Source organism: Pseudarthrobacter sp. MDT1-56 (assembly GCF_059383555.1).
This window is the reverse complement of sequence record NZ_JBWZCK010000006.1, coordinates 191010-217328: the sequence shown is the minus strand read 5'-3', so window position 1 is coordinate 217328 and position 26319 is coordinate 191010. Positions and strand designations below refer to the sequence as shown.

Sequence of the window (26319 nt, the reverse complement as noted above, 5' to 3'; positions counted from 1 at the left end):
AGCCGGCTTAGCCGGCGGGACGGTTGGGGAGGTACTGCACCGCCCATTTGTTGCCGTCAGGGTCGGCGAAGTGGACAAAATGCCCCCAGTCCTGGACATCGACGTCACTGACGTCCACGCCGTTGTCCCTAAGCTGCTGGTGGGCGGCCTGGATGTCGCTGACCACGAGCTGAAGGCTGGGGGCGGTGCCCGGCGGGGCGTCCGTGAGGCCCTCGCCGATGGCGATCGAGCAGCCGGAGCCCGGCGGGGTCAGCTGGACGAATCGGATGCCCTCCATGGGCCGCTCGTCGAAGTCGGCATTAAAGCCCACCTTGTTGACGTAGAAATCCTTCGCGCGGTCCACATCGGACACCGGAACAAAGACAAGTTCAAGTTTCCAGTCCATGGGGCTCAGGCTAGTACCGGGCGGGGCATTCCGGTAGGCCGGGGCCCCGCGCGAGGGTCCGGCCGCGAGGGCAGGTCCGACGCCGGGCGGCTGGACTAGCCGGCCACGCCGTAGAGGCGGTCGCCGGCGTCGCCCAGGCCCGGCACGATGTAGGACTTCTCGTTGAGCTTCTCGTCGATCGAGGCGAGCACAATCGTCACGTTGGCATCGGCGAGCTCTTCTTCGAGTTTCGCCAGGCCTTCCGGGGCGGCCAGCAGGCAGATGCAGGTGACGTCGGAAGCGCCGCGCTTGAAGAGGAACTTGATGGCCTCGCGCAGCGTGCCGCCGGTGGCGAGCATGGGGTCCAGGACGAAGATCTGACGGTCGGTGAGGTCTTCGGGGAGACGCTCTGCGTAGGTGATGATGTCCAGGGTCTCTTCATCGCGGGCCATGCCCAGGAATCCGACTTCAGCCGTGGGAACCAGCTTGGTCATGCCCTCGAGCATGCCGAGTCCGGCCCGGAGGATGGGGACCACCAACGGGGTGGGCTTGGTGAAGGCGGTGCCGATGGTGGTGCTGACCGGCGTCTCGATGGTCACCGGTTCGGTGCGGACGTCGCGGGTGGCCTCGTACGCCAGGAGCGTGACGAGTTCCTCGGTGAGCTGGCGGAAGACCGGGGACGGGGTGTTCTTGTCCCGCAGAACGGTGAGCTTATGGGCGACCAGCGGGTGGTCCACAACGAGAGTGCGCATGGGTCAAAACTATCACCCGGCGGCTGGGGGCCTGCCCGTGGGACCGCGGGCGCCGACGTCGTCGCTGTCCTCCGGAGTACTCCCGCTTGCGGCGCCGTCGCGCAGGTGCGCCGGATGGTCGAATGTGGGCGCGGGGCCGGCATGCTCGCGGTGCCGGATCACATGGAACAGCCTGTGCGCCAGGATCACGATGCCGACCCAGGCCAGACCCAGCACCCACCCGATGATCACATCCGTCATCCAGTGGTGGCCCAGATAGACCCTGCTCATGCCCATCGCGAAGATGAAGGCCCCGCCGGCCACTATCAGGCTGACCCGGGCTGCGGTGCGTTGGATCTGCAGACAAGCGAGGTACACAACGAGCCCGATCACTACCGTGGTGTTGAGCGTGTGGCCGCTCGGAAACGAGGGCGAGGATTCGAAGGGCGGGACGGCGTCGGCGTGGTCCGGGCGGGTCCTGCCGATCAGCGTCTTGCCCAGCGAGGTGGCTGTCACGGAGACTGCTGCGGCACCCCCGATCAGGATCAATGGCCGCCAGGTCCGGCTGGTCCAGATGAGCCACGCGGTGAGGAGGCTACCCAGAATGGGCATCCCGATCCCGCCCCCGATGTTGGTGAACCCCGTCACGAACGAGTCGAGGCCGGGACTGCGGAGCTGTTCCATCATCCCCAGGGTGGGCTTGTCCAGGTTCGCCAGGCCGGCGTCGTCCACCACATCGTCATAAACCTCGGCACTCAGCAGCGCCAGGACCACCACGACGACGCCGCCGATGAGCATGGTGACCCACAGCGCCGCGTAGGGCACCACCCATTTTCCCCAGCGCTGCGTCAACCAGCTCTCTATCCCGGTACTCACGATGTCTCCCGAATGTCGTTGCCGGCAGCTGTGCTGCACAGCGTGCTTACTATCGAAACTATCATTGACTAATGACTTCCCCCGAGCCCCGCCATGCCGAATGGATGGGTCTTGCCCTCACTGAGGCGCGTGCCGCGCTGGCCACGGCGGACGTGCCCATCGGCGCCGTCGTCATCGGACCCGACGGCACCGTGCTCGGCAGCGGCCGCAACGAACGGGAGGCCCTCGGGGACCCGACGGCGCACGCGGAGATGGTCGCCATCCGCGGGGCCGCGGCGCGGCTGCAGGAACTCAGCGCCCAGGACGGGAGCACCGGTGACGGCTGGCGGCTGGCGGACTGCACCCTGGTGGTGACGCTGGAGCCCTGCGCCATGTGCGCCGGGGCGGTGGTGCTGGCCCGGATTCCACGGGTGGTGTTCGGCGCCTGGGACGAGAAGGCCGGGGCCGCCGGCTCCGTCTTCGATATCCTCCGCGAGCGCCGCCTCAACCACTGGGTGGAAGTGTTCGGCGGGGTCAGGGAGCAGGAGTGCGCGGCGTTGCTGCAGGACTTCTTTGCAGGACACCGCGGCGCCTGAGTCTCGCCGCTCCCCCGCTCCTGGGGATCCCGGGGCTAGCTGACGGCGGCGGAGCCTGTTGCGGCTGCCGCGAGGTTGTCGATTCGTTTCTGCCGGGTGGCCGGTGAGTCGAGGCTGAAGGCCCGGAAGTCGCCGAGGTCCTCCCGGATCCAAGCCTCGACTTCGGCGATCCGCCGGGTCACCGCGTCCGTGGGGGTGCGGAACACCCAGGGCACGATTTGTTCCTTGCCAGGATCGTACTGCCACAGCCCGATGATCCGTCCCCGGTCGACGATGGGATGGTCCGGGAGGTCCGCCTGCAGCGCCAGCGAACCCAGGGTGTTCGTGTGCTGGTCCTCCTCGGCCAGCAGCTCGGCGGCATTGCGCCGCAGCAGCGCGAGGGAGTCCGTTCCGGCGAGCAGTTGGATCTGCTCGTCGTCCGGTTCCTGGAACTCGGCGAGTTGGTCGACGTCGTCGGGCAGCATCCAGAGCGTCTCCCCGGCGGCGGTGGGAACCTCCACCGCGCCGACCGCGGCCAGCGCCGCCTTGCTCTGGGCCACCGTGAAATCGGTGAACCACTGCGACTGTTTGAAGGTGGCCCCTCCGGTCCAGCCCAGGTAGCGGCGGACCAATTCGGTGCGGGCCTGGTCGTCGTCGAGCGGGCTGGGCGGCAGGTTCCACAGTTCGTAGGCGTAGCGCTGCTGGTCGAGCCGGCCGGTGGCCGGCACCCGGCGGATCCGACCCTGGGACTGCAGGATGCCCAGGGCCGTGGGCAGCGTGGTGGTGGCGCCCTTCCGTTTGCCTTCCTCGCCGAGGTTCCGCACGGATTCGCCCAGTTCGTCCTTGAGCTGCCTCGGGTCCATCGGGACGGCGGCCTCGGCGAGCGTGTGCAGCACCTGCTCTTCCAGCAGGGTGATTTCGCCGCGGTCCACGCCGAGCCTGCCGACCACCTTGACGGTCGCCTCGGCGGCGTCGCGGCCGAGCGTCAGCGCCCAGGCGAAGTCGTCCCGGCCCAGCACGTAGGTGCAGCCGCGCGCCGCCGGGAGTTCAAGGATCCGGTGCGCCAGGACGTCGGCGTCCACCTCTTCGCGGCGGATGCCGGCGCGGGCGAAGAGCGTCAGATAGGGATTGGCGCCGCCCACGGAGCGCGCCCAGCCCGCCCGGGCGAAGACCTGCTCCGCGGTGCAGCCGGCCAGCGATCCGTCCAGGCCCTGTTTGTGCCAGGCCCAAGCGCGGAGCCGCTCTGGGGTGAGGGTCCGGGCGGGCGGCGCGTTCGCCGTCCGGGGCTGCGTGGTCAGGGGCTGGGGCGTCATGGGGTCATTGTCCCCCAGCTTGTGCGGCAGGGGAATCTTCCGCGGACGGCTTTTCCTGCTCTACACCGGGTGGAGCAGCCGGTGCCCGCGCGGCCGGGTGCTCCGGGTCCAGGGCTGACAGCACGGTCCGGGCCGTGCTGTCCCAGCCGGGCAAACGGTCCCGGGCGTCGACCGCCGCGGCCCGCCAGCGGGTGCGGAGGCCGGGTTCGGACAGCCAGCGCCGCAGCACCTCCGTGAGGGGCGCCGGGTCGTCCCCGAGGGCGACGGCGGTTCCCGGCAGGGTGGCCGCGGCGTCCGTCGCCGCGGGACTGGTCCCGGGCGTCGCCGCGGCGGGCGCGGCAGGTGATGGTGCGGGGTTACCGGCTGCGAGGGCCTCGACGGCGCCGGTGCCGGCCCCGACCACCACCGGAACACCCCTGGCAATCGACTCCGTCACCACAAGCCCGAAGGTCTCGGCCTTCGAAATGAGCAGGCTGAGGTCTGCCGCGGCCCATTCCGCCTCCAGCGCCCCGCCCCGCAGCTCCCCCGGGATCCGGATGCGGTCCTGCAGCCCCAGGCGGTTCACCGTGTCCCGGAGCCGCGCGGCATAGGCCGGATCCGCGGTGTCGGAGCCCACCAGGGAAGCGGTCCACGGCAGGTCCGTCAGGGCCGACAGGGCGGCGAGGAGCAAAGACTGGTCCTTGTTCGGCAGCAGGGCGGCCACGGCAAGGAGATGCGGCGGCTCCGATCCGTCGGCCAGCGCGGCGGCGTCGCTGCCGGGCAGGGCAGTCCGGACACCGTCCAGCCCGTGCCTGGCCTGGATCCCGGCCGCAGCCGAGGTGCTGGTGCAGATCACCCCGGCCGCCGCCCGCAGCGCCCGGAGTTCCAACCCGGCTTCGTTGTGCCCGGTGTCGTCGAGCGGCATGTGGAGAAGAATCCAGGCGGGCCGGCCGGCAGCCGCGGCCTCGGCCAGTTCTTTGGGCGCCCCACAGGCAAGGAGCCCGTCGACGAGCGTGACCACGCGTTTGTCGCCGGCCGCGTCGGCGGCGTTGGCGTTATGGCCGTTGGCGCCTTCGTCGTCGCCCAGGAGGGCGGCCAAGCGCCGCCGGTCCTCCGGCCTGCCGACCGGCCAGCCGCCGTCGAGCGGGCAGATGTCCACATCCACGCCCAGCGCAGCCAGCTCCCGGGCGAGGGCGGCGTTATAGACGTTGCCGCCCGAGTTGTGGCCCACGTTGCCGGGCACCACCAGGCGGAGGCGGAGGCCGTCCGGCTGCACGGTGTTCCCCACTGGCCCCGGAGTTCCTAGCTGGCCTCGAAGTCGAGTGAGTAACTGGCCCACGCGTCGGGGGTTTCGCGCAGCGTCACGTCCAGTCCGGCGAGCGCACGCCCGTCCGTGCCGGTGCGGATCTTTGCTGCCATGGCGTCGGCGACGTACTGGGCGAGGGCCTCGGTGGTGCTGAGTTTGCCGGCGAAGTCGGGGTGCTCGTCAAGGTTCTTGTAGTTCAGGCCTTCGAGGATGGCATCCAGCACCTCGCCGGCCTCGCCGATGTCCAGGACGATCGAGTCCTCGTTCAGGGTCCGACGGCGGAAGGTCACTTCCGTGACGAAGGTGGCGCCGTGCATGCCCTGGGCGGGGCCGAAGGCCGGGCGCGGGAGGCTGTGGGCAATCATGAAGTTGCGGCGGACGGTCAGGCTGAACACGGATTTACCTCGTGGCTTCTGTGGGGGCTGATTCGGTGGCGGGGTTTTGACGGATGGGGCCGTCACTGGCCGGGTATTCGATGACGTGGCAAAGCGCGTCCAGTGCGCCGTCGGAGAGCCGCTGGACGACGTCGGGCAGCTCCGCGAGGGTGGACGAACCGGTGAGGAACGCGTCGAACGCGGGGTCGCTCAGCAGGGAGACGGCGAGGCGGAGCCGGTCGGCGTTGGTGCGCCGGTGGCGGCGTGCCCGGGCCACGACGCCGACCTGGCTGGCGCGGATGGACAGCCGGCGGGCGTGGAAGTCTTCGCCCAGCGGCACGCTGACTTTGCGGTCGGCATACCAGGACATCTCGATGACATCGCCGTCGTCGCCCGCGAGCTGCAGGGCGCGCTCGAGGCCTGCCTCCGAGGCGGAACAGTGGATCACGATGTCGCAGTCCGGCAGGGCGTCGTCGGGCAGGCTGAACTCGACGCCGAGGGTTTCGGCGAACGCCCGCTTGGCCGGGTCGATATCCACCAGCTGCAGCCGTCCGAGCGGGAACGAGCCCAGGAGCTTGGCCACCATACCGCCGACGAGGCCGGCGCCGATGACGGCGACGCGGTCGCCGAGGCGGGGCCCGGCCTCCCAGATCCCGTTGATCGCGGTCTCGACCGTGCCGGTTAGCACGGCGCGGCGGGCGGGGACATCGGGCGGAACCACGGTGAGTTTCTCCACCGCGACGATGTAGCGGTCCTGGTGCGGGTAGAGGCAGAAGACCGTCTTGCCCAGCCAGCCAGCCGGGCCGTCCTCGACGACGCCGACGGAGAGGTAGCCGAATTTGACCGGGGACGGGAAGGATCCTTCCTGGTTCGGGGCGGCCATCTCCTCTGCCACGCATGCCGGGACGCGGGCGTTGTGGACGACGAGTTCGGTGCCTTTGCTGATGCCCGAGTACACGGTGCGGACGAGTGCTTCGCCGGGGCCAGGAGCGCGCAGGTCCTCGCGCCGGAGCTCCCCTTTCCCGGGGCCGACGGTCCAGTATGCGGTGGCTGTGGAGTGCTGTGCTGGCTGTTGGTCTGAGTTAGTCATCTTGCTGACGAATCTAGTCCCCCGCCCATTCACGGGGAAGTGCCGACGGCCCGGGCGCGCCGCGGTTCGCGGTCTGTCGGGGCCGCGCTCAGGGGCAGGCCCGACCGCCGTTTTGTGGATGAGCGCCCTGCTCCGGTACCCTAGTCAGGTTGGTGACGTGTCCGAGCGGCCGAAGGTGCAACACTCGAAATGTTGTTTGGTGAAAGCCAACGTGGGTTCAAATCCCACCGTCACCGCCAAGTAGCAAGACCCCTGCTTCCCTTATAAACCAAGGGAAGCAGGGGTTTTGTTTTGCCCCGAAATCGGATGTGAGCACCCACTGCGCCTGCCACTCCGGGAGTACGCTGGCGATATGAGCGATCCCGAGCTTGTGGCCCTGCCAATGGGCTTCGAACGTTTCCATCGACGGGACTTCGTCAACTACCAGCTCAACCGGGCATATGCGCTGGGCTTCGCCGACCGCCAGGAGCTAGTCGACGCCGCGGACGTGCGGTCGATGGATGACTGTGTCACCGTGTTTGATGCCTTATCGAGCCGGGCGGCCGCCGAGGCCCGGCCTCGGAACGCGGCGGGTTATGAGATGATCGCGGAATTCTTCACGCCGCCCCGGTCGGCGGAGAAAGCGCATCGCTACCGCCGCTATCTGAAGCTCATCGACACCTCCTTCGCAGATGCTGCCATCGTCCGTCACGAGGTCCCCTACGCCGACGCGGCACTGCCGGCGTATTCGCTTCCGGCGGCCGGGACACCAACTGGCGGCACGGTGCTGCTGCACGGCGGGTTCGACTCCTTGATCGAAGAGTTCTTCCCCATCCGTCAGCGAGTCGCTGCCGCCGGTTTCGACGTGATTGCCTTCGAGGGCCCGGGACAAGGTGGGGCGCGGACTTTGAACGGACTCACCTTCGACCACGACTGGGGAAAACCGGTCGGGGCGGTGTTGGACCACTTCCGCCTCGACCGGGCCGCCCTGGTCGGCATCTCGATGGGCGGGTACTGGGCGTTGCGTGCCGCGGGACGCGAGCCTCGCATCCACAGTGTCGTGGCTTGGCCGCCGGTGTACGACTGGCTTCACAAGGTCCCACCCGTGTTGCGCAGCCCGGTCCGCACGATGGTGCGGCACCGGCGCTTTATGCGCTGGAGCGTGCGCACCCGTGCCCGGCTGTTGCCGACCCTACGCGTTGTGGTCAATCAGGTCCTTTACATGCTCGACAGCGACGATCCGGCGGACGTCGCCGAGTGGTTCCTGGGCATGAACGCCGAGCACCTGGACAGCGGACGGGTGAACCAGGATGTGCTGCTGATGTGCGGCGAGCACGACGCCTTCCAGCCGCCAGCACTGACCAAAGCGCAGGCTCAAGCGCTCACAGCCGCCCGAAGCGTCACGACGCGCATGTTTACCCGAGCCGAGCAGGCCGACCAGCACTGCCAAATGGGAAACCTCGAGCTCGCCTGCGAGGTTCTCACCACATGGTTGCAGGCCGCAGGCACGAACGCAGGCGCTTCCAAGTGATAGTCCGATCCCGGTGGCCCGTCGATGTTGCCCGGAATATTCGCTCCCTATTTTGGAAATATTCGTGTCCCTCAACTCAGGCACTATCTTCACCACCGCATGAGCGTTCTGCGGTTTTATTGGATCACCGGGTGACAGCCATTCCTTATCAGGCATAGCGGCCATAAGCTTTCAATCCGGGGCTGCTGCCTCTAATGAAAAACGGGGGAAAAATGCCAGACGCATGGACATGCGACCACTGCGGCGCCAGGACAATCAACCGAAAAGTGGAATCCACCTCGCTGGGTGATCGGGCGAAGAAATTCATAACAGTCCCGACCAAGTGCAGCGACCCCCGCTGTCCCAACAGCGACCGGCTACAGCACGGTTTGGAGTGGTGCAGCCCCGCTTAGGTGACGTCCTCAGGCCTAACGCCTGGCAATATGTGGAGGCTCCACCGGGCCCGAAGATTCCTGCAAGCTGGCTCCATCGTTTTGAGACCATGGAGCCAGCCTTTGCGGAATCCAACTCGATCGGAACACCGAAATGGTCTCTCCCCAGAAAGATGCCCGGGCCAGATCCCACCGCCAGAGTAAACGCCTTAGCGTTAGCGGGCAATAGGCTTCAACTTGACTTGAAAATTCAGAACTACTGTGGTTTATGAGGCCGCATTTTTCGTATTCCGTGCCCACTTCAGAGATATTCTCCTCTACGGCTACCCGGCGGGGCTCACCACGTCTTCCAGCACCGACCGGTCGAAAAAGCGGATCTCTCCGGTTTCCGGAAAGAACACCGGTACGACGGAAGTGCTCGGGTCCTTCGAAGTTTCATAGATTTCGGGTGCACCCCCGTGCCTGCGGGCAATGGTTCCGACAAGATCCGTACCGCGGACTTTGACGGTCCGGTATTTGTAGCTCATTAGGGCTCCTTTGGGTGACGTGGGACACAGCCTACTCCCAGCGGTGCCGCCCGTACCGGCCGCACGGCAAGTGCGTCATGGACGAACGAGAAGGCTTCACTGGTGCACAATGCGTTCATGACCAATGACGCTCCCCGCCCGGTCTACTTCCTTTCGGACAGTACGGGCATCACCGCAGAAACGCTCGGCAACACCCTGCTGACGCAGTTCCCCGCGAACGAATTTGACCGCATCACGGTCCCGTTCATCACCACCGTCGACCAGGCCCGGGCCGTCGTCAAGGTAATCGACAACCTTGCCGCCACCGGCCTGCAGCCGATCGTCTTTTCCACCGCCGTCGGCAGCGACATCCGCCAGACCCTGGGCACCTGCAACGGGATCATCGTGGATCTGATCGGCACCCACGTCGGACAGTTGGAGCGGGCCCTGGGAGCCGAAGCCAGCGGGGAACCGGGCCGGGCCCACGGGCTGGGCAACGCCGCCCGCTACCAGTCCCGGATGGCCGCCGTCGAATACGCCATGGAGCACGACGACGGGCAAAGCCTGCGCGCGCTCGAAAAGGCCCAGGTCATCCTGGTGGCTCCGTCGCGCTGCGGCAAGACTCCTACCACCATGTACCTGGCGCTGCAGCACGGCATCTTCGCTGCGAACTTCCCGCTGGTGGACGAGGACTTTGAACGCGAAGGGCTCCCCAAGCCGCTGCGGCCGTTTGTTTCTAAGTGTTTCGGCCTCACCACCAATCCCCTGCGCCTGAGCCAGGTCCGTACGGAACGCCGCCGGGGCTCGCCCTACGCGTCGCTGCGGCAGTGCGGCTTTGAGTTGCGCAGCGCCGAGCGGCTGTACGTGTCCCACGGGATCCCCTATCTCAATTCGGCCAGCGTCTCCGTGGAGGAAATGGCAGCCACGATCCTCCAGAAGATGAACCTCAAGCATTAGGCCACAGGGGTTCACAAGTGTTGCGTGGACCACATCATGTGGAAACACTGGCCTAGACCTGTCACTGTGGACAGGACTTGCGCCCATCAACCGGCGATCGCCCCGCGCGGGGCGGCGATACCGCATGCCACCATCTGCAAAGGAGCAGCAAACCATGACGACAGACATCCTGTGGTTCTCAGAACTCGGTCTCAAGGACCTGGACCGGGTGGGCGGCAAAAACGCCTCCCTCGGCGAGATGGTGCAGAACCTGACGTCTGCCGGCGTTCAGGTGCCTGACGGCTTCGCCACGACGGCGGACGCCTACCGCAGCTTCCTCGCCGACTCCGGTCTGGACCAGAAGATCGCCGACCGGCTGGTCGGCCTGGACACCGACGATGTGACGGCCCTGGCGGCCGCGGGCAAGGAAATCCGCGGGCTGATGCGCGAGACGCCCTTCCTGCCGGACTTTGAGGCGCAGATCCGCGCCTCGTACCAGAAGCTGGTGGACAAGCACGGCGGCTCCGAGGACCTCTCCTGGGCCGTCCGCTCCAGCGCGACGGCGGAAGACCTCCCGGACGCCTCCTTCGCCGGGCAGCAGGAAACGTTCCTGAACGTCCGCGGGATCGAGAACATCCTGGTGGCCATCAAGGACGTCTTCGCGTCCCTCTACAACGACCGGGCCATCGCCTACCGGGTGCACCACAAGTTCGAGCACGCCGAAGTGGCGCTCTCGGCGGGCGTCCAGCGCATGGTTCGTTCCGACGTCGGCGCTTCCGGCGTTATGTTCACCATGGACACCGAATCCGGGTTCCAGGACGCCGTCTTCGTCACCTCCTCCTATGGCCTCGGCGAGGCCGTCGTCCAGGGAGCCGTCAACCCGGACGAGTTCTACGTCTACAAGCCCGCCCTGGAGGCAGGCCGCCCGGCCATCCTCAAGCGCGGACTGGGCGAAAAGGCGCTCCAGATGACCTACACGAGCAACCGCGAAATCGGCCACACCATTGACTTCGTGCCGGTCGAGGCCTCCCTGCGGAACCGCTTCAGCCTCACGGACGACGACGTCGAGCAGCTGGCCCGCCACGCCGTCGCCATCGAGAACCACTACAAGCGCCCGATGGACATCGAATGGGGCAAGGACGGGATCGACGGCGGCCTGTACATTCTGCAGGCACGCCCGGAAACCGTGCAGTCCCGCAGGACCTCCGGCAGCCTGAGCCGCTTCCGGCTCAACGGGACCGGCAAGGTCCTGGTCGAGGGCCGCGCCATCGGCCAGCGGATCGGCGCCGGCAGCGTCCGCATCCTCACGTCGATCGACCAGATGGCCGCGTTCAAGACCGGCGACGTCCTCGTCGCGGACATGACCGACCCGGACTGGGAACCGATCATGAAGCGCGCCTCCGCCATTGTGACCAACCGCGGCGGCCGCACCTGCCACGCGGCGATCATCGCCCGGGAACTGGGGATTCCGGCCGTCGTCGGCACCGGCGCCGCGACCGACGTGCTCTCCGACGGACTCGAGGTGACCGTCTCCTGCGCCGACGGCGAGACCGGCGTCATCTACGAGGGCCTCCTGGACTTCAGCGTCGAGGAAACCGAGATCACCCAGCTGCCCGAGGCCCCGGTCAAGGTCATGATGAATGTCGGCACCCCCGAGCAGGCCTTCACCTTTGCGCAGCTGCCCAACCACGGCGTGGGCCTGGCCCGGCTGGAATTCATCATCAACCGGCAGATCGGCATCCACCCCAAGGCATTGCTGAACCTGGACGAGCAGCCGGACGAGGTCATCGCCGAAATCCGGGAGCGGATCGCCGCCTATGACAGCCCGCGCGACTACTACATCAAGCGCCTGGCCGAAGGGGTGGCGACCATCGCCGCGGCGTTCGCGCCGGAGCCGGTGATTGTTCGGATGTCCGACTTCAAGTCCAACGAGTACGCCAACCTCGTCGGCGGGCCCGCCTACGAGCCGCATGAAGAGAACCCGATGATCGGCTTCCGCGGCGCCTCCCGGTACCTGGAGCCGTCCTTCCGGGACTGCTTCGACCTGGAATGCGAGGCCCTGTCCTTCGTCCGCAACGAGATGGGCCTGACCAACGTCAAGCTGATGATCCCGTTCGTGCGCACTGTGGATGAGGCCAGCGGCGTGATCGACCTGCTCGCCGAGAACGGACTGCGCCGCGGCGAAAACGGCCTCGAGGTCATCATGATGTGCGAACTGCCGTCCAACGCCCTGCTGGCCGACGAGTTTCTGGACTACTTCGACGGTTTCTCCATCGGCTCCAACGACATGACCCAGCTGACCCTGGGCCTGGACCGGGATTCGGCCATCGTCGCGGCCAGCTTCGACGAGCGCAACCCTGCCGTCAAGAAGCTCCTGAGCATGGCCATCAAGGCGTGCAAGGCGCGCGGCAAGTACGTGGGCATCTGCGGCCAGGGGCCCAGCGACCACGCGGACTTCGCGGAATGGCTGGTCGAGGAAGGCATCGACTCCGTCTCGCTGAACCCCGACACCGTGGTGGACACCTGGATCAGGCTCGCCGGAGCGGCCGCCATCGCCGAGGCCGCAGCGAGCTGAGACGGTCAACACGCGTAGCCACCCGGCACGGTTGATAGACGCGGTGAACTGACACCACGCCGGCAGCGGAGATACCCCGGTCCTCGGACTGGGGTATCTCTTTGTGCCGGGCAGCTCGCCCATCGCCACGGCACGGCGTGGCCGGGGAGCCGGAATCCCGAACAGCTGCTGGACGCCTGCACAAGACGGGGCCGGCGTCGCCGTCAATTGGTCCATTGAGCAGCGGCCCCCGCACGCGGTTAGCTAAGGACCATCAGCGTTCCGCACCAATGACGTTCAGGACACAACGTGACTTTGCAGCAGGATCGGGCCAACGGCGCCCCCGGATTTTGGCCCAACGTACGAACCGGCGACCGGCTTGAGGAACTCCTTGCGGACCTCCCGGCCGACGCACCGTGCCCGGACGACTGCCACTTCTGCTCGGGTCCCGAGACCGACTGACACCGTCCGGGCCGCCTTCGCGGCCCGATAGAACGCGCCGGTAGAATCGGGGACAGCCCGCGGCCGGTAGCGCCGCGCGGGCAACCATGGCCGCCGCTGGTGAAGGGAGTGTTCCGTGCGCACAGCCGCCAGAGCACCCTTCCACGCCCTGCGCTCGGCCATGGTGGCACTCACGGTCCTTTCCCTGGCAACGGGCGCGCACACGCTGGCCGGCGGACAGTTGCCTTCCCCCGGCATCCTGCTGGCCCTGCTGGCGCTGACCGGGCTGGCTTCCACCACCGCCACCCGGCTGAGGCTGAACCTCCCGGCCCTGGCGGGGCTGCTCGGCGCGGGACAACTTGTGCTGCACGAGGCCTTCACCGCGTTCAGCGCCCCCGCCCTGGCCGGCCCCGTGCCAGGACCGGCGGGCGACTTCACGCCGCACCACGCCGGGCCGGTTCCGCTCCCCGCCGGTGCCGACATCCCGCTCGCGGTGTCGGGACTGGATTCGGGACTTTCCCTGCTGATGCTGGCCGGCCACGCCCTCGCAACGCTCCTTTGTGCCTTCCTCCTCGCCCGGGGCGAGGCGGCTCTGTGGTCCCTGGCGGCTTGGCTCCGCCCGTTGCTCCGGCTCCCTGCCCCGGTAATGCCCGACGCCGTTGCGGTGCCGGCAGCCGCCGGCTGGCCGGCGGAGTCGGTTCCGCTGCCGTGGCGGAACCTCCGGCGCGATTGCCGCCGCGGGCCGCCCGCCGCCGTCGTACTTTCCTGACTCTTTCCCCGGCCGCGGCCCAGCCGGTGCCCTCACGTCCGATGACCCAATCTCGGGTCCGGACCAGCCGCCGCGCCACCTTCCCCATTTTGTGCGCCCGCCCGCGGGCAGCGCACGCCTGAAAGGCAAGCTGTGAAAACTGCATCCACTTCCGTCCTGCGCCGCACCCTCACCGCCACCGCGGTGGCCGGCGTTACCGCGGCCCTGATACTCGCCGGGATTTCCGGCGCCTCGGCGCACGTCGGTGTCACTCCGGACAAGACCGCCGCGAACTCCTACGCCCTGCTGACCTTCGGGATCCCACACGGTTGCGAGGAGTCCGGCACCACGAAGGTGACCATTACCCTCCCCGCCGAACTCAACGATGCCCAGCCCACGGTCAACCCCAACTGGACAGCCGCGAAAATCACAGAACAGCTGGCCGAACCGAAGAAACTCGCAGACGGGACCTCCATCACCAAGCGGACCAGCCAGATCGTCTACACCGCCAAGGCACCCCTGGAGCCCGCGCTCCGCGATGCCCTGGTGCTCTCCGTGAAACTGCCCGACGCCGCGGGGAAAACCCTGTACTTCCCGACCTTTCAGAACTGCGAGGAGGGTCAGACCGACTGGTCCGAGCTCCCCGCCGAGGGGCAGGATCCGCACTCCCTCAAGGCGCCGGCACCCTCCGTGACGGTCACGACTGCCGCTGCGGCAGACGGCCACGGCGCCCAGGCCGCCAGCGCGTCGGACACCACACCGGAGACGGTCCAGGCCGCCTCGGTGAACGACGACGGCGTCCAGGCACGCAGCTGGGCCGGTCTGGTGGCCGGCGTCGGCGGCCTCGTCCTCGGCGGCCTCGCCCTGGCCCGCAGCCGGGGCAACACCCCCGCGCCGGTCCGCGTTTCGGCACCCGGCTCCGGGTCCAACCCGGCAGCCAAGGAGTAGCTGACCTCGATTGATGCCCGGAAATCACAATCCGGGCATCAATCGTGCGCCGTCGTCGTGGCATCGTTGACTCAGGCCACAACGGACGTGAAGGTTGTGCCATGACGGCTCAGCGAATCAACACCAGACTGGTATTCACGACGGCGGCAGCCGCGGCGGCACTTTTACTTGCCGGTTGCGGCACCGGCACGCCGCAGGCCCAGACCTCCAGCACCCCGGCATCCTCCCCCACCGCCACCGCCACCGCCAGCCAGCCTGCCGCCTCCGGCACGGCCACCGGCCCCGCCTCGTCGGCCCCCGCGCCGGCAGCGTCCACACCTGCCGCGCCTGCACTCTGCAAGGCCGCGGGCCTGACGGCCACTATCGATTCCACCGGCGGCGGTGCCGCCGGCAGCGTCTACATGAAGCTGATCCTGACAAACTCCGGCACCGAGCCGTGCGTGCTGAGGGGCTTTGCCGGCGTCTCCCTCACCGCCGACGCCAACGGTGCCCCGATCGGAGCCGCGGCAACCCGGGACGAGTCAACGCCGGCCCCCGACCTCGAGCTCGCGCCGGGGCAGGCCGGCGCCGCCACACTGCGCTACAGCCAGGCGGCCAACCACCCCGACTGCACGATGGCCACCGCCGCCGGCTTCCGCATCTACCCGCCCGAAGACACCGCCTCGCTGTTCGTCGCCCAGCCCCGGGACGCCTGCAGCGACGCCGAAACCCGGCTGCTCACCATCGGCGTTTTCCAGTAACTCCGGCCGCCACTGCCGGCGCCAGGCGCCCCGGCCGGGCGGCAGCTCGACCACGGGTCTCTGCCCGCCCGGGCAACCGGGCTGCGGCCGCAGACTTCGACCGCGCGGGGCCCGCCATTTCCTGTCGGCGGGTTAAGGCATGATGGAGGAATGAAGGGGCAGGAGCTCGCCGGCGGCACACTTGCGGCCGAGGCCATGGACCGGTTCAGCCGGCCAACCCGGGACTGGTTCCTGGGTGCATTCAGTGCGCCCACGCCGGCCCAGAACGGCGCCTGGAACGCGATTTCCTCCGGCGCCCACGCGCTCGTGGTCGCCCCCACCGGTTCCGGCAAGACGCTCGCGGCCTTTCTCTGGGCGCTCGACCGGCTGCTCGTCGCAGCCCCCGCCGAACCCAAAGAACTCCCCGGCCTGGACACCGCCAAAGGCGCCCGGCGAAAGGCGCCCAAACGCAAGACCAAGGTGCTGTACATCTCGCCGCTCAAGGCGCTCGGCGTCGACGTCGAACGCAATCTGCGCGCCCCGCTGATCGGCATCACCCAGACCGCCAAACGCCTGGACCTGCCCGCACCGCTGATCACAGTGGGCGTCCGCTCCGGTGACACCCCGGCGTCGGACCGCCGCTCGCTGCTGAGCAGCCCGCCGGACATCCTCATCACCACGCCCGAATCGCTCTTCCTGATGCTCACCTCCAAGGCGCGGGAGACGCTGAGCGAGGTGGACACCATCATTGTCGACGAGGTCCACGCCGTCGCCGGCACCAAACGCGGCGCCCATCTGGCCGTGTCCCTGGAACGCCTCGACGCCCTGCTCCCGAAACCCGCCCAGCGGATCGGACTCTCGGCCACCGTCGAGCCCAAGGAGCTGGTGGCGCAGTTCCTCGCCGGCTCCGCACCGGTGGAAATCGTGGCCCCGCCCTCGAAAAAGACCTGGGACCTGACGGTCTCCGTCCCGGTGGAGGACATGTCCGACCTGCAGGGCGCTGCCGGCGCGTTCGACTCCGGTGCGGCGTCCGGGCTCCAGCCGCAGGCATCGATCTGGCCGCACGTGGAGGAGAAGATCGTGGACCTGGTGCTGGCCAACCAGTCCACCATTGTGTTCGCCAATTCGCGCCGGCTCGCCGAACGCCTGACCGCCCGGCTCAATGAGATCTACGCCGAGCGGCAGCTGATGGCCGAGGGCGGCGGCTGGGGCGGGTCTGGCGCCGGGGCACCCGATCTCGAGCCCGTGTCCGCGGGTGCACCGGGAGGCGCTCCCGTGCTGCCAGCCTCCACCGCAGTGCCGGCGTCCACCGCGACACCGGCGCACATGATGGCCCAGGCCGGCAGCACCGCCGGGGCCGATCCGGTCCTGGCCCGGGCCCACCACGGCTCGGTCTCCAAGGACCAGCGGGCCCTGATCGAGGACGACCTGAAATCCGGCCGGCTGCGCTGCGTCGTGGCCACGTCCTCCCTGGAACTGGGCATCGACATGGGTGCCGTGGACCTCGTGGTGCAGGTGGAATCCCCGCCCTCCGTGGCCAGCGGGCTGCAGCGGGTGGGCCGCGCCGGTCACCAGGTCGGCGAGATCTCCCAGGGCGTCCTGTTCCCCAAACACCGCGCAGACCTGGTGCACACCACCATCACCGTGGAGCGGATGCTCGCCGGCAAGATCGAACGGCTCTTCGTCCCGGCGAATCCGCTGGACATCCTGGCCCAGCAGACCGTCGCGGCCACGGCACTGGGTTCCATCGATGTGGAGGACTGGTTCGCCACGGTGCGCCGGTCTGCGCCGTTCGCTTCCCTCCCGCGCTCCGCTTTCGAGGCCACCCTGGACCTGCTCGCCGGACGCTACCCCTCCGACGAATTCGCGGAGCTGCGGCCCCGGATTATCTGGGACCGCAATGCCGGCACCATCGAGGGCCGCCCCGGCGCCCAGCGGCTGGCAGTCACCTCCGGCGGCACCATCCCGGACCGCGGGCTCTTCGGCGTCTACATCATCGGCACCGAAACGGAAGGGACCGGTTCCTCCGGATCCGCGGGCTCCGCCAGCGGCGACGGCCGGGCGGCCAGTCCTGCCGCCGCCGCAGCCAAGGGCGGCCGCCGGGTCGGCGAACTCGACGAGGAAATGGTCTACGAATCCCGGGTCGGCGACGTGTTCGCCCTCGGCGCCACCAGCTGGAAAATCGAGGACATCACCCACGACCGGGTGCTGGTTTCCCCCGCTTTCGGCCAGCCGGGGAAACTTCCGTTCTGGAAGGGCGACTCCCTCGGCCGCCCGGTGGACCTCGGCCGCGCCCTGGGCGCGTTCGTGCGGGAACTGTCCGCGTCCGACGTCGGGCCGGCCACGGAACGCTGCAAGGCCAGCGGCCTGGACGATTTCGCCGCCAACAACCTGATCCAGTATCTCGCCGAGCAGAAGCTGGCCACCGAGGTGGTCCCCAGCGACACCACCCTCGTGGTGGAGCGCTTCCACGACGAACTCGGCGACTGGCGGGTGGTGCTGCACAGCCCCTTCGGCATGCCCGTGCACGCGCCGTGGGCCCTCGCCGTCGGGCAGCGGCTGCACCAGCGCTACGGCATGGACGGCTCCGCGATGGCAGCCGACGACGGTATTGTGCTGCGCGTGCCCATGATGGAGGACGAGCCGCCCGGCGCCGAGCTGTTCCTGTTCGACCCGGAGGAACTCGAACAGATCGTGACGGCGGAGGTCGGCGGCAGCGCCCTCTTCGCCTCCCGCTTCCGTGAGTGCGCCGCGAGGGCCCTGCTGCTCCCCCGCCAGAACCCTGGCAAACGGCAGCCCCTGTGGCAGCAGCGCCAGCGTTCCGCCCAGCTGCTGGACGTCGCCCGGAAATACCCCACGTTCCCGATCGTGCTCGAGACCGTCCGCGAATGCCTGCAGGATGTCTACGACCTTCCGGCGCTGAAGGACATTGCGGCGTCGATCGAGCGCCGGGAGCTGCGGATCCTGCAGACCACTACCCAGCAGCCCTCACCGTTCGCCAAGTCCCTGCTCTTCGGCTACGTCGCGCAGTTCCTGTACGAGGGCGATTCCCCCCTGGCCGAGCGGCGGGCCGCCGCGCTGGCACTGGATTCGACCCTGCTCAACGAGCTCCTCGGCCGGGTCGAGCTGCGCGAGCTGCTCGACGCCGACGTCATTGACGCCACCGAGCGGGAGCTGCAGCGGCTCGCCCCGGACCGGAAGGTACGCGGGCTGGAAGGGGTCGCGGACCTGCTTCGCCTGCTCGGCCCGCTGACCCCGGAGGACGTCGCCGCCCGGCTCGAACCGGCGGCGGGGACCGGCCCGGAGGTAGGACTTGCCGCGGAGGCAGGGCTTGTCGCGGCGGCAGTGCCGGGCCCGGAGACGGGCCTTGATGAGGCTCCGGAAAGTGGGCCGTTGGTCGAGAGCGTGGCCCCCGTCGCCGATGCAACCGCGCATCTGGTGGCGCTCCAGCGTGCCAACCGCGCCATCAAGGTCAACATCGGCGGCGCCGAGCGCTACGCCGCGGTGGAGGACGCCGCCCGGCTGCGCGACGCCCTTGGCGTCCCGCTGCCGATGGGGGTGCCGCTGGCCTTCATCGAGCCGGTCGCCGATCCACTGGGCGACCTCGTCTCGCGCTATGCCCGCACCCACGGGCCGTTCACCTCCGCGGAGGCCGCCGCCCGGCTGGGACTCGGCGTCGCCGTCGTCGGCACCGCCCTGAAGCGGCTCGCCGCGGACGGACGGGTGGTGGAAGGCGAGTTCCGCCCGCACGCCGCTCCCCCGCCGGCACCGGCTCAGGGTCCGGAAGCCGACAGCGACGGCGACGCAGCTTCCGGCCTCGACGGCGGGACCCAGGCCCCCGCCGCGCCCACGGCCCCGTCGCTGGCGGGCGTCAGTGAATGGTGCGATGCCGAAGTCCTGCGCAAGCTCCGCCGCCGCTCGCTCGCCGCGCTGCGCGCCGAAGTCGAGCCCGTGGATGCCGCCGCGTACGGCCGTTTCCTGCCGGCCTGGCAGAACGTCCGGGTGCCGGGCAGGCGCGGACAGTCGGCGCTGCGCGGACTGGACGGGATCATCACGGCCGTCGACCAGCTCTCCGGTGTGCCCATTCCGGCCTCCGCCTGGGAACCCCTGGTCCTCGCCAGCCGCGTGTCCGACTACCAGCCCGCCATGCTCGATGAGCTCATGGCTGCCGGCGAGGTGCTCTGGTCCGGCGCGGGTGCGCTCCCCGGCAACGACGGCTGGGTCAGCCTCCACCTGGCCGATTCGGCCGAGCTGACCCTGAACCCGGCCATCGACTTCGAGCCCGGCGACGCGCAGCAGCGGCTGCTGGACCATCTGCGGAACAACGGCGGCGGCTACTTCTTCCGGCAACTGACCGACGTCGCCGGCGGCATGGACTCGGTACTCAGCGACCAGGACGTCGTCTCAGCGCTCTGGGACCTCGCCTGGGCGGGCCGGATCACGGGCGACACCTTCGCCCCGGTCCGGGCCATGATTGCCGGCGGCCACACCGCGCACCGGCAGGTCGCCCGCGCCCCGCGGGCCCGGGCCCCCAGGTTGAGCCGGCTGGGACGCGCCCACGGGACCGGTTTGCTCGGATCTCCCGGACTGACCGGGGGCCGGTACGGCTCCGCCAGCGGCGCGGCAGCCACTCCCCCGCTGGCGGCCGGCCGCTGGTCCGCCCTGCCCGCCCCCGAACTGGATGCCACCATCCACGCCCGGGCCACCGCCGAACTCCTGCTGGACCGGTACGGCGTGGTCACCCGCGGTTCGGTCATGGCCGAGAACATCCTGGGCGGCTTCGGACTGATGTACAAGGTCCTGGCCCGGCTGGAGGAAGCCGGACGGTGCCGGCGCGGCTACTTCATCGAACACCTGGGCGCGGCGCAGTTCGCCGTTCCCGCGACCGTGGACCGGCTGCGTTCCTACGCCGAGGACACCCAGCTCCACAAACCCGAACCGGTGGCCCTGGCCCTGGCCGCGACGGACCCGGCCAACCCCTACGGCGCCGCCCTTCCCTGGCCCGCCCTGAACGTCGAAGCCGGAACCGGCCACCGTCCGGGCCGGAAGGCCGGTGCCCTGGTGGTGCTGGTCGACGGCGCCCTCGCCCTGTATGTGGAGCGCGGCGGCAAGACCCTCCTGGCCTTCAGCGATGACGCAGAGGTCCTGGCCGCGGCCGGTTCCGCCCTGGTCAGCGTGGTCACCCGGGGTGCGGTGGACAAACTCATCATGGAAAAGGTCAACGGCCACGGCATCCTCGACACCCCTATCGCCGCCGCCCTGGCCCACGCCGGCGCGTACTCCACGCCGAAGGGACTGAGGATCCGTGCCTGAGGGCGATTCGGTGTTCCGCGCGGCCGCCCAGTTGCATGCTGCGCTGGCAGGCCAGCAGCTCATCTCCTCCGACTTCCGGGTACCCCGGTTCGCCACCCTCAAACTGGGCGGCTGGACCGTGACCGAGGTGGTTCCGCGGGGCAAACACCTGCTCATGCGGCTGGAGGGCCCGGCCCGGGGAGGGGGTGGCAGTCCGGCGGAACCGGACCGGCTGACGATCCATTCCCACCTCAAGATGGAAGGCACCTGGCAGGTCTACCCGCCCGGCGGCCGGTGGCGGAAGCCCGGGTTCACGGCGCGCTGCGTGCTGCGCACCGCGGCGGCAGACGCCGTCGGATTCTCGCTGGGCATCCTCGAGGTGGTCCGAACCTCTGACGAAGATTCCGTTGTTGGCCACCTCGGTCCTGATTTGCTGGGTCCCGACTGGGACCTGGCCGAGGCGGAGCGGCGGATCCGCGCGGCGCCGGACGTTCCGATCGGCGTCGCACTGCTGGACCAGCGGAACCTCGCGGGGATCGGCAACATCTACCGCTGCGAGGCCTGCTTCCTCTCGGGCGTGCACCCGGCGGCGCCCGTCTCGGCAGTGCCCGACGTGGCGGCCATGGTCACCCACGCCAAGGTGCTGCTGGAGGCCAACCTGGGACCCGGGCGCCGCACCACCGTCCTGAACCGGCGCGGCGCTGCCGTGGGGCGGACCTCCGGGTTGCCCGGCTACTGGGTCTACCGGCGCGAACACCAGCCGTGCCTGAAGTGCCGGACACCGGTGCGGCGAGGAGTCCTCGCCAAGGCCACCGGCACGGAAGAGCGGGACATCTACTGGTGCCCGACGTGCCAGCCGCTGACGGGACCGGCTTAGCCATACTCCGCGGCGGCCCAAGGGCAATTCCCGCGCCGTATACAACGGTCGTGGGGACTGACCACCTAGGGTGCGGCGACCGCAGGGTCAGCTGCCGCCGCCGGCCGGCCGGACTCCTTCAGCTCCGGGACGGTGAACCGCGGCAGCAGGAGCTGCACCAGCGGGCCGATGGCCAGGGCGTAAAGCACGGTCCCGATGCCCACGGAGCCGCCAAGCAGCCAGCCCGCGGCGAGGACCACGATTTCAATGCCGGTCCGGGACGTGCGGACGGACCAGCCCGTGCGGCGGGCGAGTCCGGTCATCAGGCCGTCGCGTGCGCCGGGACCCAGCCGGGCACCGATGTAGCAGGCGGAGGCGATCCCGTTGAGCAGGATGGCGCCCGCGAGCATGCCGGCCTGACCGCCGAGGTGGGAGAACTCGGGGATCAGCGCCAGCCCGACGTCGGCGAAGACGCCCACCAGCACGGCGTTGCACACGGTGCCGATGCCGGGCCACTGCCGCAGCGGAATCCACAGGAGCAGTACGAGGAAACTCACAATCACCACCACCGTGCCAATGCTCAGCCCGGTCTTGACCGCGAGGCCCTGGTGGAACACGTCCCACGGGTCCAGCCCGAGGCCGGCGCGGATGAACATGGCCAGGGATATGCCGTACATGGCGAGGCCTATAAGGAGCTGAAGGAGCCTGCGGGTCATCATGCACCCCATACTTCCGGAAAACTGGCATTGCATTCCATAGCCAGTTTGAAATACTGGCTCTATGTCCGGATCCCTGAACCCCAGCTCGCTCGCCCGGCTCCTCGGCGAGTGGAACCTCGGCGCAGCCCCCGCCTACCGGGAGCTCGCCGACGTCGTCCGCCTCCTGGTCCTCGACGGCCGTGTGCCGCTGGATGTCGCACTGCCCAGCGAACGGGCCCTGGCCACGACGCTCGGCATCAGCCGGACGACTGTCACTGCCGCCTACTCCCTGCTGCGCGAGCAAGGCTTCCTCAGCAGCGGCCAGGGCAGCCGCGGCCGGACCTGCATCCCGCAGTCCGGTCCGCCGGGCGGCCGCAGAGGCGGCGGCGGGGCGCATCTCAGCGGCGCTCCCGGCCTGGCCGTTCCGGACGGAGTCCTCGACCTCGCGTATGCCTCGCTGCCGGCCAGCGGTGAGGTGGTGCACCGGGCGTTCGCCTCCGCACTGACGGAACTGCCGGCGCTGCTGCCCGGCTTCGGGTATGACGCGCTAGGGGTGAACCCGCTGAGGGAAGCCATCGCCGGGCACTATTCCGCGGCCGGTGTGCCCACCACCGCGCGGCAGATTCTGGTCACGTCCGGCGCGCAGCACGCGCTGAACATCGTGCTCCGCACCCTGGCCGGCCGGTCCGACAAGGTCCTGGTGGAGCATCCCAGCTACCCGAATGCTCTCGACGCCATCCGGGCCGCGGGCTGCCGGCTGGTGCCGGTGGCTATGCCCGCCGCCCACCCGGACCCCCAGCCTGGGGCGCCTTCCGGCGGCCGTCCGGGCTGGGATCTGGACGCGATCGAGACCGCGCTGCGGCAGCAGCGGCCCGCCATGGCCTACGTGGTCCCGGACTTCCACAACCCCACGGGGCGTCTGATGCCGGATGCCCAGCGGCGCCGGCTGTTCCGTGCCGCCGCCGCGGCCGGCACGGTCCTCGTCGTGGACGAAACGCTCCGTGAGCTGAACCTCGACGGCGTCGCCTCCACTCCGCTGGCCGCCTTCAGCCCCGCCGTCGTCTCCATCGGCTCCCTCAGCAAGTCACACTGGGCCGGGCTGCGGACCGGCTGGATCAGGGCTGAGGAGCCCCTGATCCAGCGGTTCGCCGCCGCGCGCACCACCATGGACCTCGGCGGCCCGGTGGTGGAACAGCTCGCCGCGGCCCACCTGGTCAACGCACTCGCCGAACCGCTCCCGGCGCGCCTGGCCTCCCTGCGGGACAACCGGGACGCACTGCTGGAGCTAATCGCCGGACGGCTGCCGGGCTGGCAGAGCGAACGGCCCGACGGCGGCTTGTCCGTGTGGTGCCGCCTCCCGGCGCCGATCAGCACCGCCCTCGCCGTGGTGGCCCCGGACTTCGGCATCCGGCTGGCGGCCGGGCCCCGGTTCGGCACGGGTGGGGCCTTCGAGCACTACCTCCGGGTGCCGTTTACGCTGCCTCCGGAGCAGCTCGAGACCGCGGTGGCGGCGTTGCGTTCCGCCCAAGACAAGCTGGAGGCGTCCCCGCAGTTGCGGCGCAGCCTCGGAGCCCCGCCCGCGGCGGCCATCGCCTGACACCCGCCGCACCGGGTCGCGGGCGGCGGGTGCCGCGGGTGCGGACCAGCTAGGAGAAGGCCTTCTCGAAGAACCTGCCCCATGCCTTCGCCGTGGAACCGGAATCCCCGCTGCCGCTGAAGTCGTGGACCGTCATGCCGACCGTGGCGCCAAAGGCGTTGCGGCCGAAGAACCGGTACAGGGTGTCCGCGGTGCGCAGGCCGAGGAAGTTCTCGTTGGCGAAGTCCACCTCCCCCGAGAGCCGGCCAACGCCGTCGAGCTCCAGCTCCACGGCGCTGCCGGGCTCCGTGCCTTCAACACCCAAAGCCCTCTTGAGCCGCACAAAGCCGTCCGGCGCCGCCGAGGCGGGAGGGGCCTGGATGTCGGTGAACACCACCGGCTGGCCGTCAAAGTACTTCAGGTACTGGCCGAGGGTGTGCAGGTAGAACTCGGTGTGCTTGCTGGCGCCGTCGTACTGCTGGTCCCAGTTCTCGGTGAAGATGCCGCTGTGCACGTAGTGCAGCCGGGCGCGGCCGCCGCCGAGCGGTTCCAGCACGTGCTCCAGCTGGTTGAACCAGCCATCCGGGCCCTCCATCCGGGACACCAGGTGGCGGGGGTAGTCTTCCACGGGCCGCACGGCCTGCCACTCGTCGGTGGGGAACATCCAGCCGGCTTCGTTCTTGGTGACCGCCTCCCAGACGCGTTCCGGGGTGGCGGGCAGTTCCGTATCCACGACGATTTCGAAGTTTCGCTTGTCAGTCATTGTCCTGCTCCTTAGCTGATGGGGTTGTGGGTGACTTGGGTGTTGCCATTTTCAGTGTCGGGTGAAGCGCGACGACGAGGCGGTGCTTGCGCCCGCCGCCCGCGGGGGTGCCGTCGGCCGGGGTCCCCGGTCCGCCGTCGTGGTATTTGTCCACAAGCCGGGTCACGGCGACGCCAAGTTCCTCGGCGAAGGCGGCCCGGTCCGCGGCGGTGCGGAAGGTGATCTCGCCGTCGATGGCGAAAGTGGCGAGGCGCTGCTTGGCCGCGGCGGCACCGGTGATCAGCCGGCCCATCTCCTGGACCATGCGGCTGGCAAGCGCCAGCAGCCAGAAGGCCGAAAACCGGTCGGAGAACCGGTGCGGGTCCGGGGCAACGGAGGCCAGAGCCGCCGGGGAAATCAAGTACGAGGCCGCACTGGCCTGCAGGATGCGCTCCGTGACGTTGCCCTTGCGGCGCTCCGCCACAAGTTTCACCAGCCCGTGACGCTCCAGGGCCTTGAGGTGGTAGTTGACCTTCTGGCGCGGCAGCCCCACCTTCGCCGCGAGCTGCGTGGCGGAGCCGGGCTCGGCGAGTTCCATGAGGATGCGGGTCCGGATGGGGTCCAGGGAGGCCTCCGCCGCGGCCGGGTCCTCGATCACTTCGATGTCCAACATGCTTCCAGTGTGGTCGCCGACAGTTTTATTTGTCAAGAACTTTTTTACCGTCGGTCGGGGTGGTGCGCCGAGGTCGCCGGAAGCCCCACTTTTGCGGCGGGCCGGCAAAGTAGAATGGACCGGTGATGCAATCCCCCCTGCCCGTGCGCGACGGCGTCAATGCGACCCGCCTCCGCCTCCCGGACGAGGGGCCCTGGGACACCGCGATGGACTACATGATGCACCGCTGGGGCCACATCGACCCCCAGGGCATCGAGGACCGCTTCGACGCCGGCGAGATTGTGGGCGAGGCCGGCATCCCCCTGGACCGCGCCACCCCGCTGCGGAACCACACCTTCATCTGGTACTACCGCACGCTGCCGCCGGAGGTCCGGATCCCGGTGGAACTGAACATCCTGCACCAGGATGAGCACCTCCTCGTAGTGGACAAGCCGCACTTCCTGCCCACCACCCCCGGCGGCACCTACATCCAGGAGTCCGCGCTGGTGCGGCTCCGGAACCAGCTGGACCTGCCGGACCTCATTCCCATGCACCGGTTGGACCGCATGACCGCCGGGATCCTGCTGCTCTCCACTAATCCCGAGACCCGGGGCAAGTACCAGGTGCTTTTTGAGAAGCGCCATGTCCACAAGGAATACGAGTGTGTGGCCTCGGCCGAGCCCTCGCCCGGGCACCCCGCCACCGATTTCCCCGTGGTGGTCAGGAACCGGATGACGAAGTCCCGCAGCTACCTGCTCGCCGAGGTGATCGACGGCGACCCCAACGCCGAGACCCGGATCGAACGGTTGCGGACCTTCCCCGGGCCCGGCCCGGCAACGCCCGCCGGCCACATCACCACGAACGCGGCCGACGGCGACACCGGGCGCCGTGCGCTGTACCGGCTCGAGCCGCACTCGGGCAAGACCCACCAGCTCCGCGTGCACATGGCCTCGCTGGGGCTGGGGATCGTCAACGATGCCTTCTACCCGCAGCTGTTGGACAAGGCGCCGGACGATTACTCGAAGCCGCTCCAGCTGCTCGCGCGCGGGATCCGGTTCGTCGACCCCATCTCCGCCAGGCCGGTGGAGTACCGCAGCGGGCTGGAGCTCAGCGAAGCCCGCTAAGGCCTCTCGGGAAACTAAGCCCGCCCCGGAGTCCCGCGGCCGAGCCGGCCGGGCGCCAC

Annotated in this window: 23 protein-coding genes and 1 tRNA gene; 13 read left to right on the top strand and 11 right to left on the bottom strand. The window is 69.2% G+C overall.

The genetic code is table 11. The features are described 5' to 3' along the window. Positions 1 to 7: 7 nt before the first annotated feature. The 3 genes from AC50YC_RS10720 to AC50YC_RS10710 all read right to left on the bottom strand — a co-directional run bounded on the left by AC50YC_RS10720 (position 8) and on the right by AC50YC_RS10710 (position 1971). Positions 8 to 385, bottom strand: a complete 378-nt coding sequence (locus tag AC50YC_RS10720; RefSeq protein WP_494953509.1) for a VOC family protein — start codon at positions 383 to 385, stop codon at positions 8 to 10. Positions 386 to 480: 95 nt separating this feature from the next. Next, the gene (gene upp, locus AC50YC_RS10715) at positions 481 to 1116 is read right to left on the bottom strand and encodes a uracil phosphoribosyltransferase (protein WP_354172505.1); all 636 of its coding nucleotides are present in this window, start codon (positions 1114 to 1116) and stop codon (positions 481 to 483) included. Positions 1117 to 1128: 12 nt separating this feature from the next. Continuing rightward, positions 1129 to 1971 (bottom strand): phosphatase PAP2 family protein, encoded by an 843-nt coding sequence (locus AC50YC_RS10710; RefSeq protein WP_494953508.1) that lies wholly within the window; start codon positions 1969 to 1971, stop codon positions 1129 to 1131. A gap of 71 nt (positions 1972 to 2042) precedes the next feature. Between AC50YC_RS10710 and AC50YC_RS10705 the strand changes: the two genes are divergently transcribed. Continuing rightward, positions 2043 to 2546, top strand: coding sequence for a nucleoside deaminase (locus tag AC50YC_RS10705; protein WP_494953507.1), 504 nt, complete (start codon positions 2043 to 2045; stop codon positions 2544 to 2546). A gap of 35 nt (positions 2547 to 2581) precedes the next feature. Here the strand turns inward: AC50YC_RS10705 and AC50YC_RS10700 are convergent, their stop codons facing one another. Genes AC50YC_RS10700 through AC50YC_RS10685 form a run of 4 tightly spaced genes read right to left on the bottom strand, consistent with a single transcriptional unit; the run spans position 2582 to position 6587 of the window. Next, positions 2582 to 3838, bottom strand: coding sequence for a DNA glycosylase AlkZ-like family protein (locus AC50YC_RS10700; protein ID WP_494953506.1), 1257 nt, complete (start codon positions 3836 to 3838; stop codon positions 2582 to 2584). Positions 3839 to 3842: 4 nt separating this feature from the next. Beyond that, positions 3843 to 5105: a glycosyltransferase gene (locus AC50YC_RS10695; protein WP_494953505.1), complete on the bottom strand. Its 1263-nt coding sequence runs from the start codon at positions 5103 to 5105 to the stop codon at positions 3843 to 3845. A 14-nt stretch (positions 5106 to 5119) separates the two neighbouring features. Then, on the bottom strand, positions 5120 to 5518 hold the full coding sequence (locus AC50YC_RS10690) for a 6-pyruvoyl trahydropterin synthase family protein (protein WP_494953504.1): 399 nt from the start codon (positions 5516 to 5518) through the stop codon (positions 5120 to 5122). 4 nt (positions 5519 to 5522) lie between these two features. Further along, positions 5523 to 6587: a zinc-dependent alcohol dehydrogenase gene (locus AC50YC_RS10685; RefSeq protein ID WP_494953503.1), complete on the bottom strand. Its 1065-nt coding sequence runs from the start codon at positions 6585 to 6587 to the stop codon at positions 5523 to 5525. Positions 6588 to 6738: 151 nt separating this feature from the next. Between AC50YC_RS10685 and AC50YC_RS10680 the strand changes: the two genes are divergently transcribed. Beyond that, positions 6739 to 6826: transfer RNA gene (locus AC50YC_RS10680), tRNA-Ser, on the top strand. Positions 6827 to 6939: 113 nt separating this feature from the next. Next, the gene (locus AC50YC_RS10675) at positions 6940 to 8097 is read left to right on the top strand and encodes an alpha/beta fold hydrolase (protein WP_494953502.1); all 1158 of its coding nucleotides are present in this window, start codon (positions 6940 to 6942) and stop codon (positions 8095 to 8097) included. Between the two features lie 694 nt (positions 8098 to 8791). On the opposite strand, the gene AC50YC_RS10670 is transcribed toward AC50YC_RS10675, so the two are convergent. Continuing rightward, complete coding sequence (locus AC50YC_RS10670; RefSeq protein ID WP_354172527.1) at positions 8792 to 8995, bottom strand: hypothetical protein; 204 nt, start codon at positions 8993 to 8995, stop codon at positions 8792 to 8794. Between the two features lie 117 nt (positions 8996 to 9112). Here AC50YC_RS10670 and AC50YC_RS10665 point away from each other — a divergent pair, with 117 nt between their 5' ends. The 8 genes from AC50YC_RS10665 to AC50YC_RS10630 all read left to right on the top strand — a co-directional run bounded on the left by AC50YC_RS10665 (position 9113) and on the right by AC50YC_RS10630 (position 21489). Then, on the top strand, positions 9113 to 9931 hold the full coding sequence (locus tag AC50YC_RS10665) for a pyruvate, water dikinase regulatory protein (RefSeq protein ID WP_494953501.1): 819 nt from the start codon (positions 9113 to 9115) through the stop codon (positions 9929 to 9931). Positions 9932 to 10085: 154 nt separating this feature from the next. Beyond that, entirely contained in the window at positions 10086 to 12485 is a 2400-nt protein-coding gene (ppsA, locus tag AC50YC_RS10660; protein ID WP_494953500.1) for a phosphoenolpyruvate synthase, read from the top strand. 288 nt (positions 12486 to 12773) lie between these two features. Next, a complete protein-coding gene (locus AC50YC_RS10655; protein ID WP_494953499.1) occupies positions 12774 to 12926 on the top strand; it encodes a hypothetical protein in 153 nt (50 codons plus the stop codon). Between the two features lie 115 nt (positions 12927 to 13041). After that, a complete protein-coding gene (locus tag AC50YC_RS10650; protein WP_494953498.1) occupies positions 13042 to 13674 on the top strand; it encodes a hypothetical protein in 633 nt (210 codons plus the stop codon). Positions 13675 to 13806: 132 nt separating this feature from the next. Then, positions 13807 to 14601, top strand: a complete 795-nt coding sequence (locus tag AC50YC_RS10645) for a YcnI family copper-binding membrane protein (protein ID WP_494953497.1) — start codon at positions 13807 to 13809, stop codon at positions 14599 to 14601. A 101-nt stretch (positions 14602 to 14702) separates the two neighbouring features. Further along, complete coding sequence (locus tag AC50YC_RS10640) at positions 14703 to 15341, top strand: DUF4232 domain-containing protein (RefSeq protein WP_494953496.1); 639 nt, start codon at positions 14703 to 14705, stop codon at positions 15339 to 15341. A gap of 150 nt (positions 15342 to 15491) precedes the next feature. Beyond that, positions 15492 to 20633: an Lhr family helicase gene (locus AC50YC_RS10635; protein ID WP_494953495.1), complete on the top strand. Its 5142-nt coding sequence runs from the start codon at positions 15492 to 15494 to the stop codon at positions 20631 to 20633. Continuing rightward, entirely contained in the window at positions 20626 to 21489 is an 864-nt protein-coding gene (locus AC50YC_RS10630; protein WP_494953494.1) for a DNA-formamidopyrimidine glycosylase family protein, read from the top strand. The genes AC50YC_RS10635 and AC50YC_RS10630 overlap by 8 nt, the downstream gene beginning before the upstream one ends. Positions 21490 to 21554: 65 nt before the next feature. Here AC50YC_RS10630 and yczE read toward each other — a convergent pair whose 3' ends face one another. Beyond that, entirely contained in the window at positions 21555 to 22187 is a 633-nt protein-coding gene (gene yczE, locus AC50YC_RS10625; protein WP_494953493.1) for a membrane protein YczE, read from the bottom strand. Between the two features lie 61 nt (positions 22188 to 22248). Here yczE and yczR point away from each other — a divergent pair, with 61 nt between their 5' ends. Then, positions 22249 to 23763 (top strand): MocR-like transcription factor YczR, encoded by a 1515-nt coding sequence (gene yczR / locus AC50YC_RS10620; protein ID WP_494953492.1) that lies wholly within the window; start codon positions 22249 to 22251, stop codon positions 23761 to 23763. A 49-nt stretch (positions 23764 to 23812) separates the two neighbouring features. On the opposite strand, the gene AC50YC_RS10615 is transcribed toward yczR, so the two are convergent. Continuing rightward, on the bottom strand, positions 23813 to 24505 hold the full coding sequence (locus AC50YC_RS10615) for an SRPBCC family protein (RefSeq protein ID WP_494953491.1): 693 nt from the start codon (positions 24503 to 24505) through the stop codon (positions 23813 to 23815). Further along, entirely contained in the window at positions 24498 to 25157 is a 660-nt protein-coding gene (locus tag AC50YC_RS10610) for a helix-turn-helix domain-containing protein (protein WP_494953490.1), read from the bottom strand. Before AC50YC_RS10610 ends, AC50YC_RS10615 begins: the two co-directional genes overlap by 8 nt. 125 nt (positions 25158 to 25282) lie before the next feature. Between AC50YC_RS10610 and AC50YC_RS10605 the strand changes: the two genes are divergently transcribed. Beyond that, on the top strand, positions 25283 to 26260 hold the full coding sequence (locus AC50YC_RS10605; protein WP_494953572.1) for an RluA family pseudouridine synthase: 978 nt from the start codon (positions 25283 to 25285) through the stop codon (positions 26258 to 26260). Positions 26261 to 26319: the final 59 nt, after the last annotated feature.

Excerpts from the sequence above, each read along its gene's own strand:
- AC50YC_RS10720 (WP_494953509.1), bottom strand. The coding sequence starts at position 385 with ATGGACTGGAAACTTGAACTTGTCTTTGTTCCGGTGTCCGATGTGGAC.
- upp (WP_354172505.1), bottom strand. The coding sequence starts at position 1,116 with ATGCGCACTCTCGTTGTGGACCACCCGCTGGTCGCCCATAAGCTCACC.
- AC50YC_RS10705 (WP_494953507.1), top strand. The coding sequence starts at position 2,043 with ATGACTTCCCCCGAGCCCCGCCATGCCGAATGGATGGGTCTTGCCCTC.
- AC50YC_RS10700 (WP_494953506.1), bottom strand. The coding sequence starts at position 3,838 with ATGACGCCCCAGCCCCTGACCACGCAGCCCCGGACGGCGAACGCGCCG.
- AC50YC_RS10685 (WP_494953503.1), bottom strand. The coding sequence starts at position 6,587 with ATGACTAACTCAGACCAACAGCCAGCACAGCACTCCACAGCCACCGCA.
- AC50YC_RS10675 (WP_494953502.1), top strand. The coding sequence starts at position 6,940 with ATGAGCGATCCCGAGCTTGTGGCCCTGCCAATGGGCTTCGAACGTTTC.
- AC50YC_RS10670 (WP_354172527.1), bottom strand. The coding sequence starts at position 8,995 with ATGAGCTACAAATACCGGACCGTCAAAGTCCGCGGTACGGATCTTGTC.
- AC50YC_RS10665 (WP_494953501.1), top strand. The coding sequence starts at position 9,113 with ATGACCAATGACGCTCCCCGCCCGGTCTACTTCCTTTCGGACAGTACG.
- ppsA (WP_494953500.1), top strand. The coding sequence starts at position 10,086 with ATGACGACAGACATCCTGTGGTTCTCAGAACTCGGTCTCAAGGACCTG.
- AC50YC_RS10640 (WP_494953496.1), top strand. The coding sequence starts at position 14,703 with ATGACGGCTCAGCGAATCAACACCAGACTGGTATTCACGACGGCGGCA.
- AC50YC_RS10635 (WP_494953495.1), top strand. The coding sequence starts at position 15,492 with ATGAAGGGGCAGGAGCTCGCCGGCGGCACACTTGCGGCCGAGGCCATG.
- yczE (WP_494953493.1), bottom strand. The coding sequence starts at position 22,187 with ATGATGACCCGCAGGCTCCTTCAGCTCCTTATAGGCCTCGCCATGTAC.
- yczR (WP_494953492.1), top strand. The coding sequence starts at position 22,249 with ATGTCCGGATCCCTGAACCCCAGCTCGCTCGCCCGGCTCCTCGGCGAG.
- AC50YC_RS10615 (WP_494953491.1), bottom strand. The coding sequence starts at position 24,505 with ATGACTGACAAGCGAAACTTCGAAATCGTCGTGGATACGGAACTGCCC.
- AC50YC_RS10610 (WP_494953490.1), bottom strand. The coding sequence starts at position 25,157 with ATGTTGGACATCGAAGTGATCGAGGACCCGGCCGCGGCGGAGGCCTCC.
- AC50YC_RS10605 (WP_494953572.1), top strand. The coding sequence starts at position 25,283 with ATGCAATCCCCCCTGCCCGTGCGCGACGGCGTCAATGCGACCCGCCTC.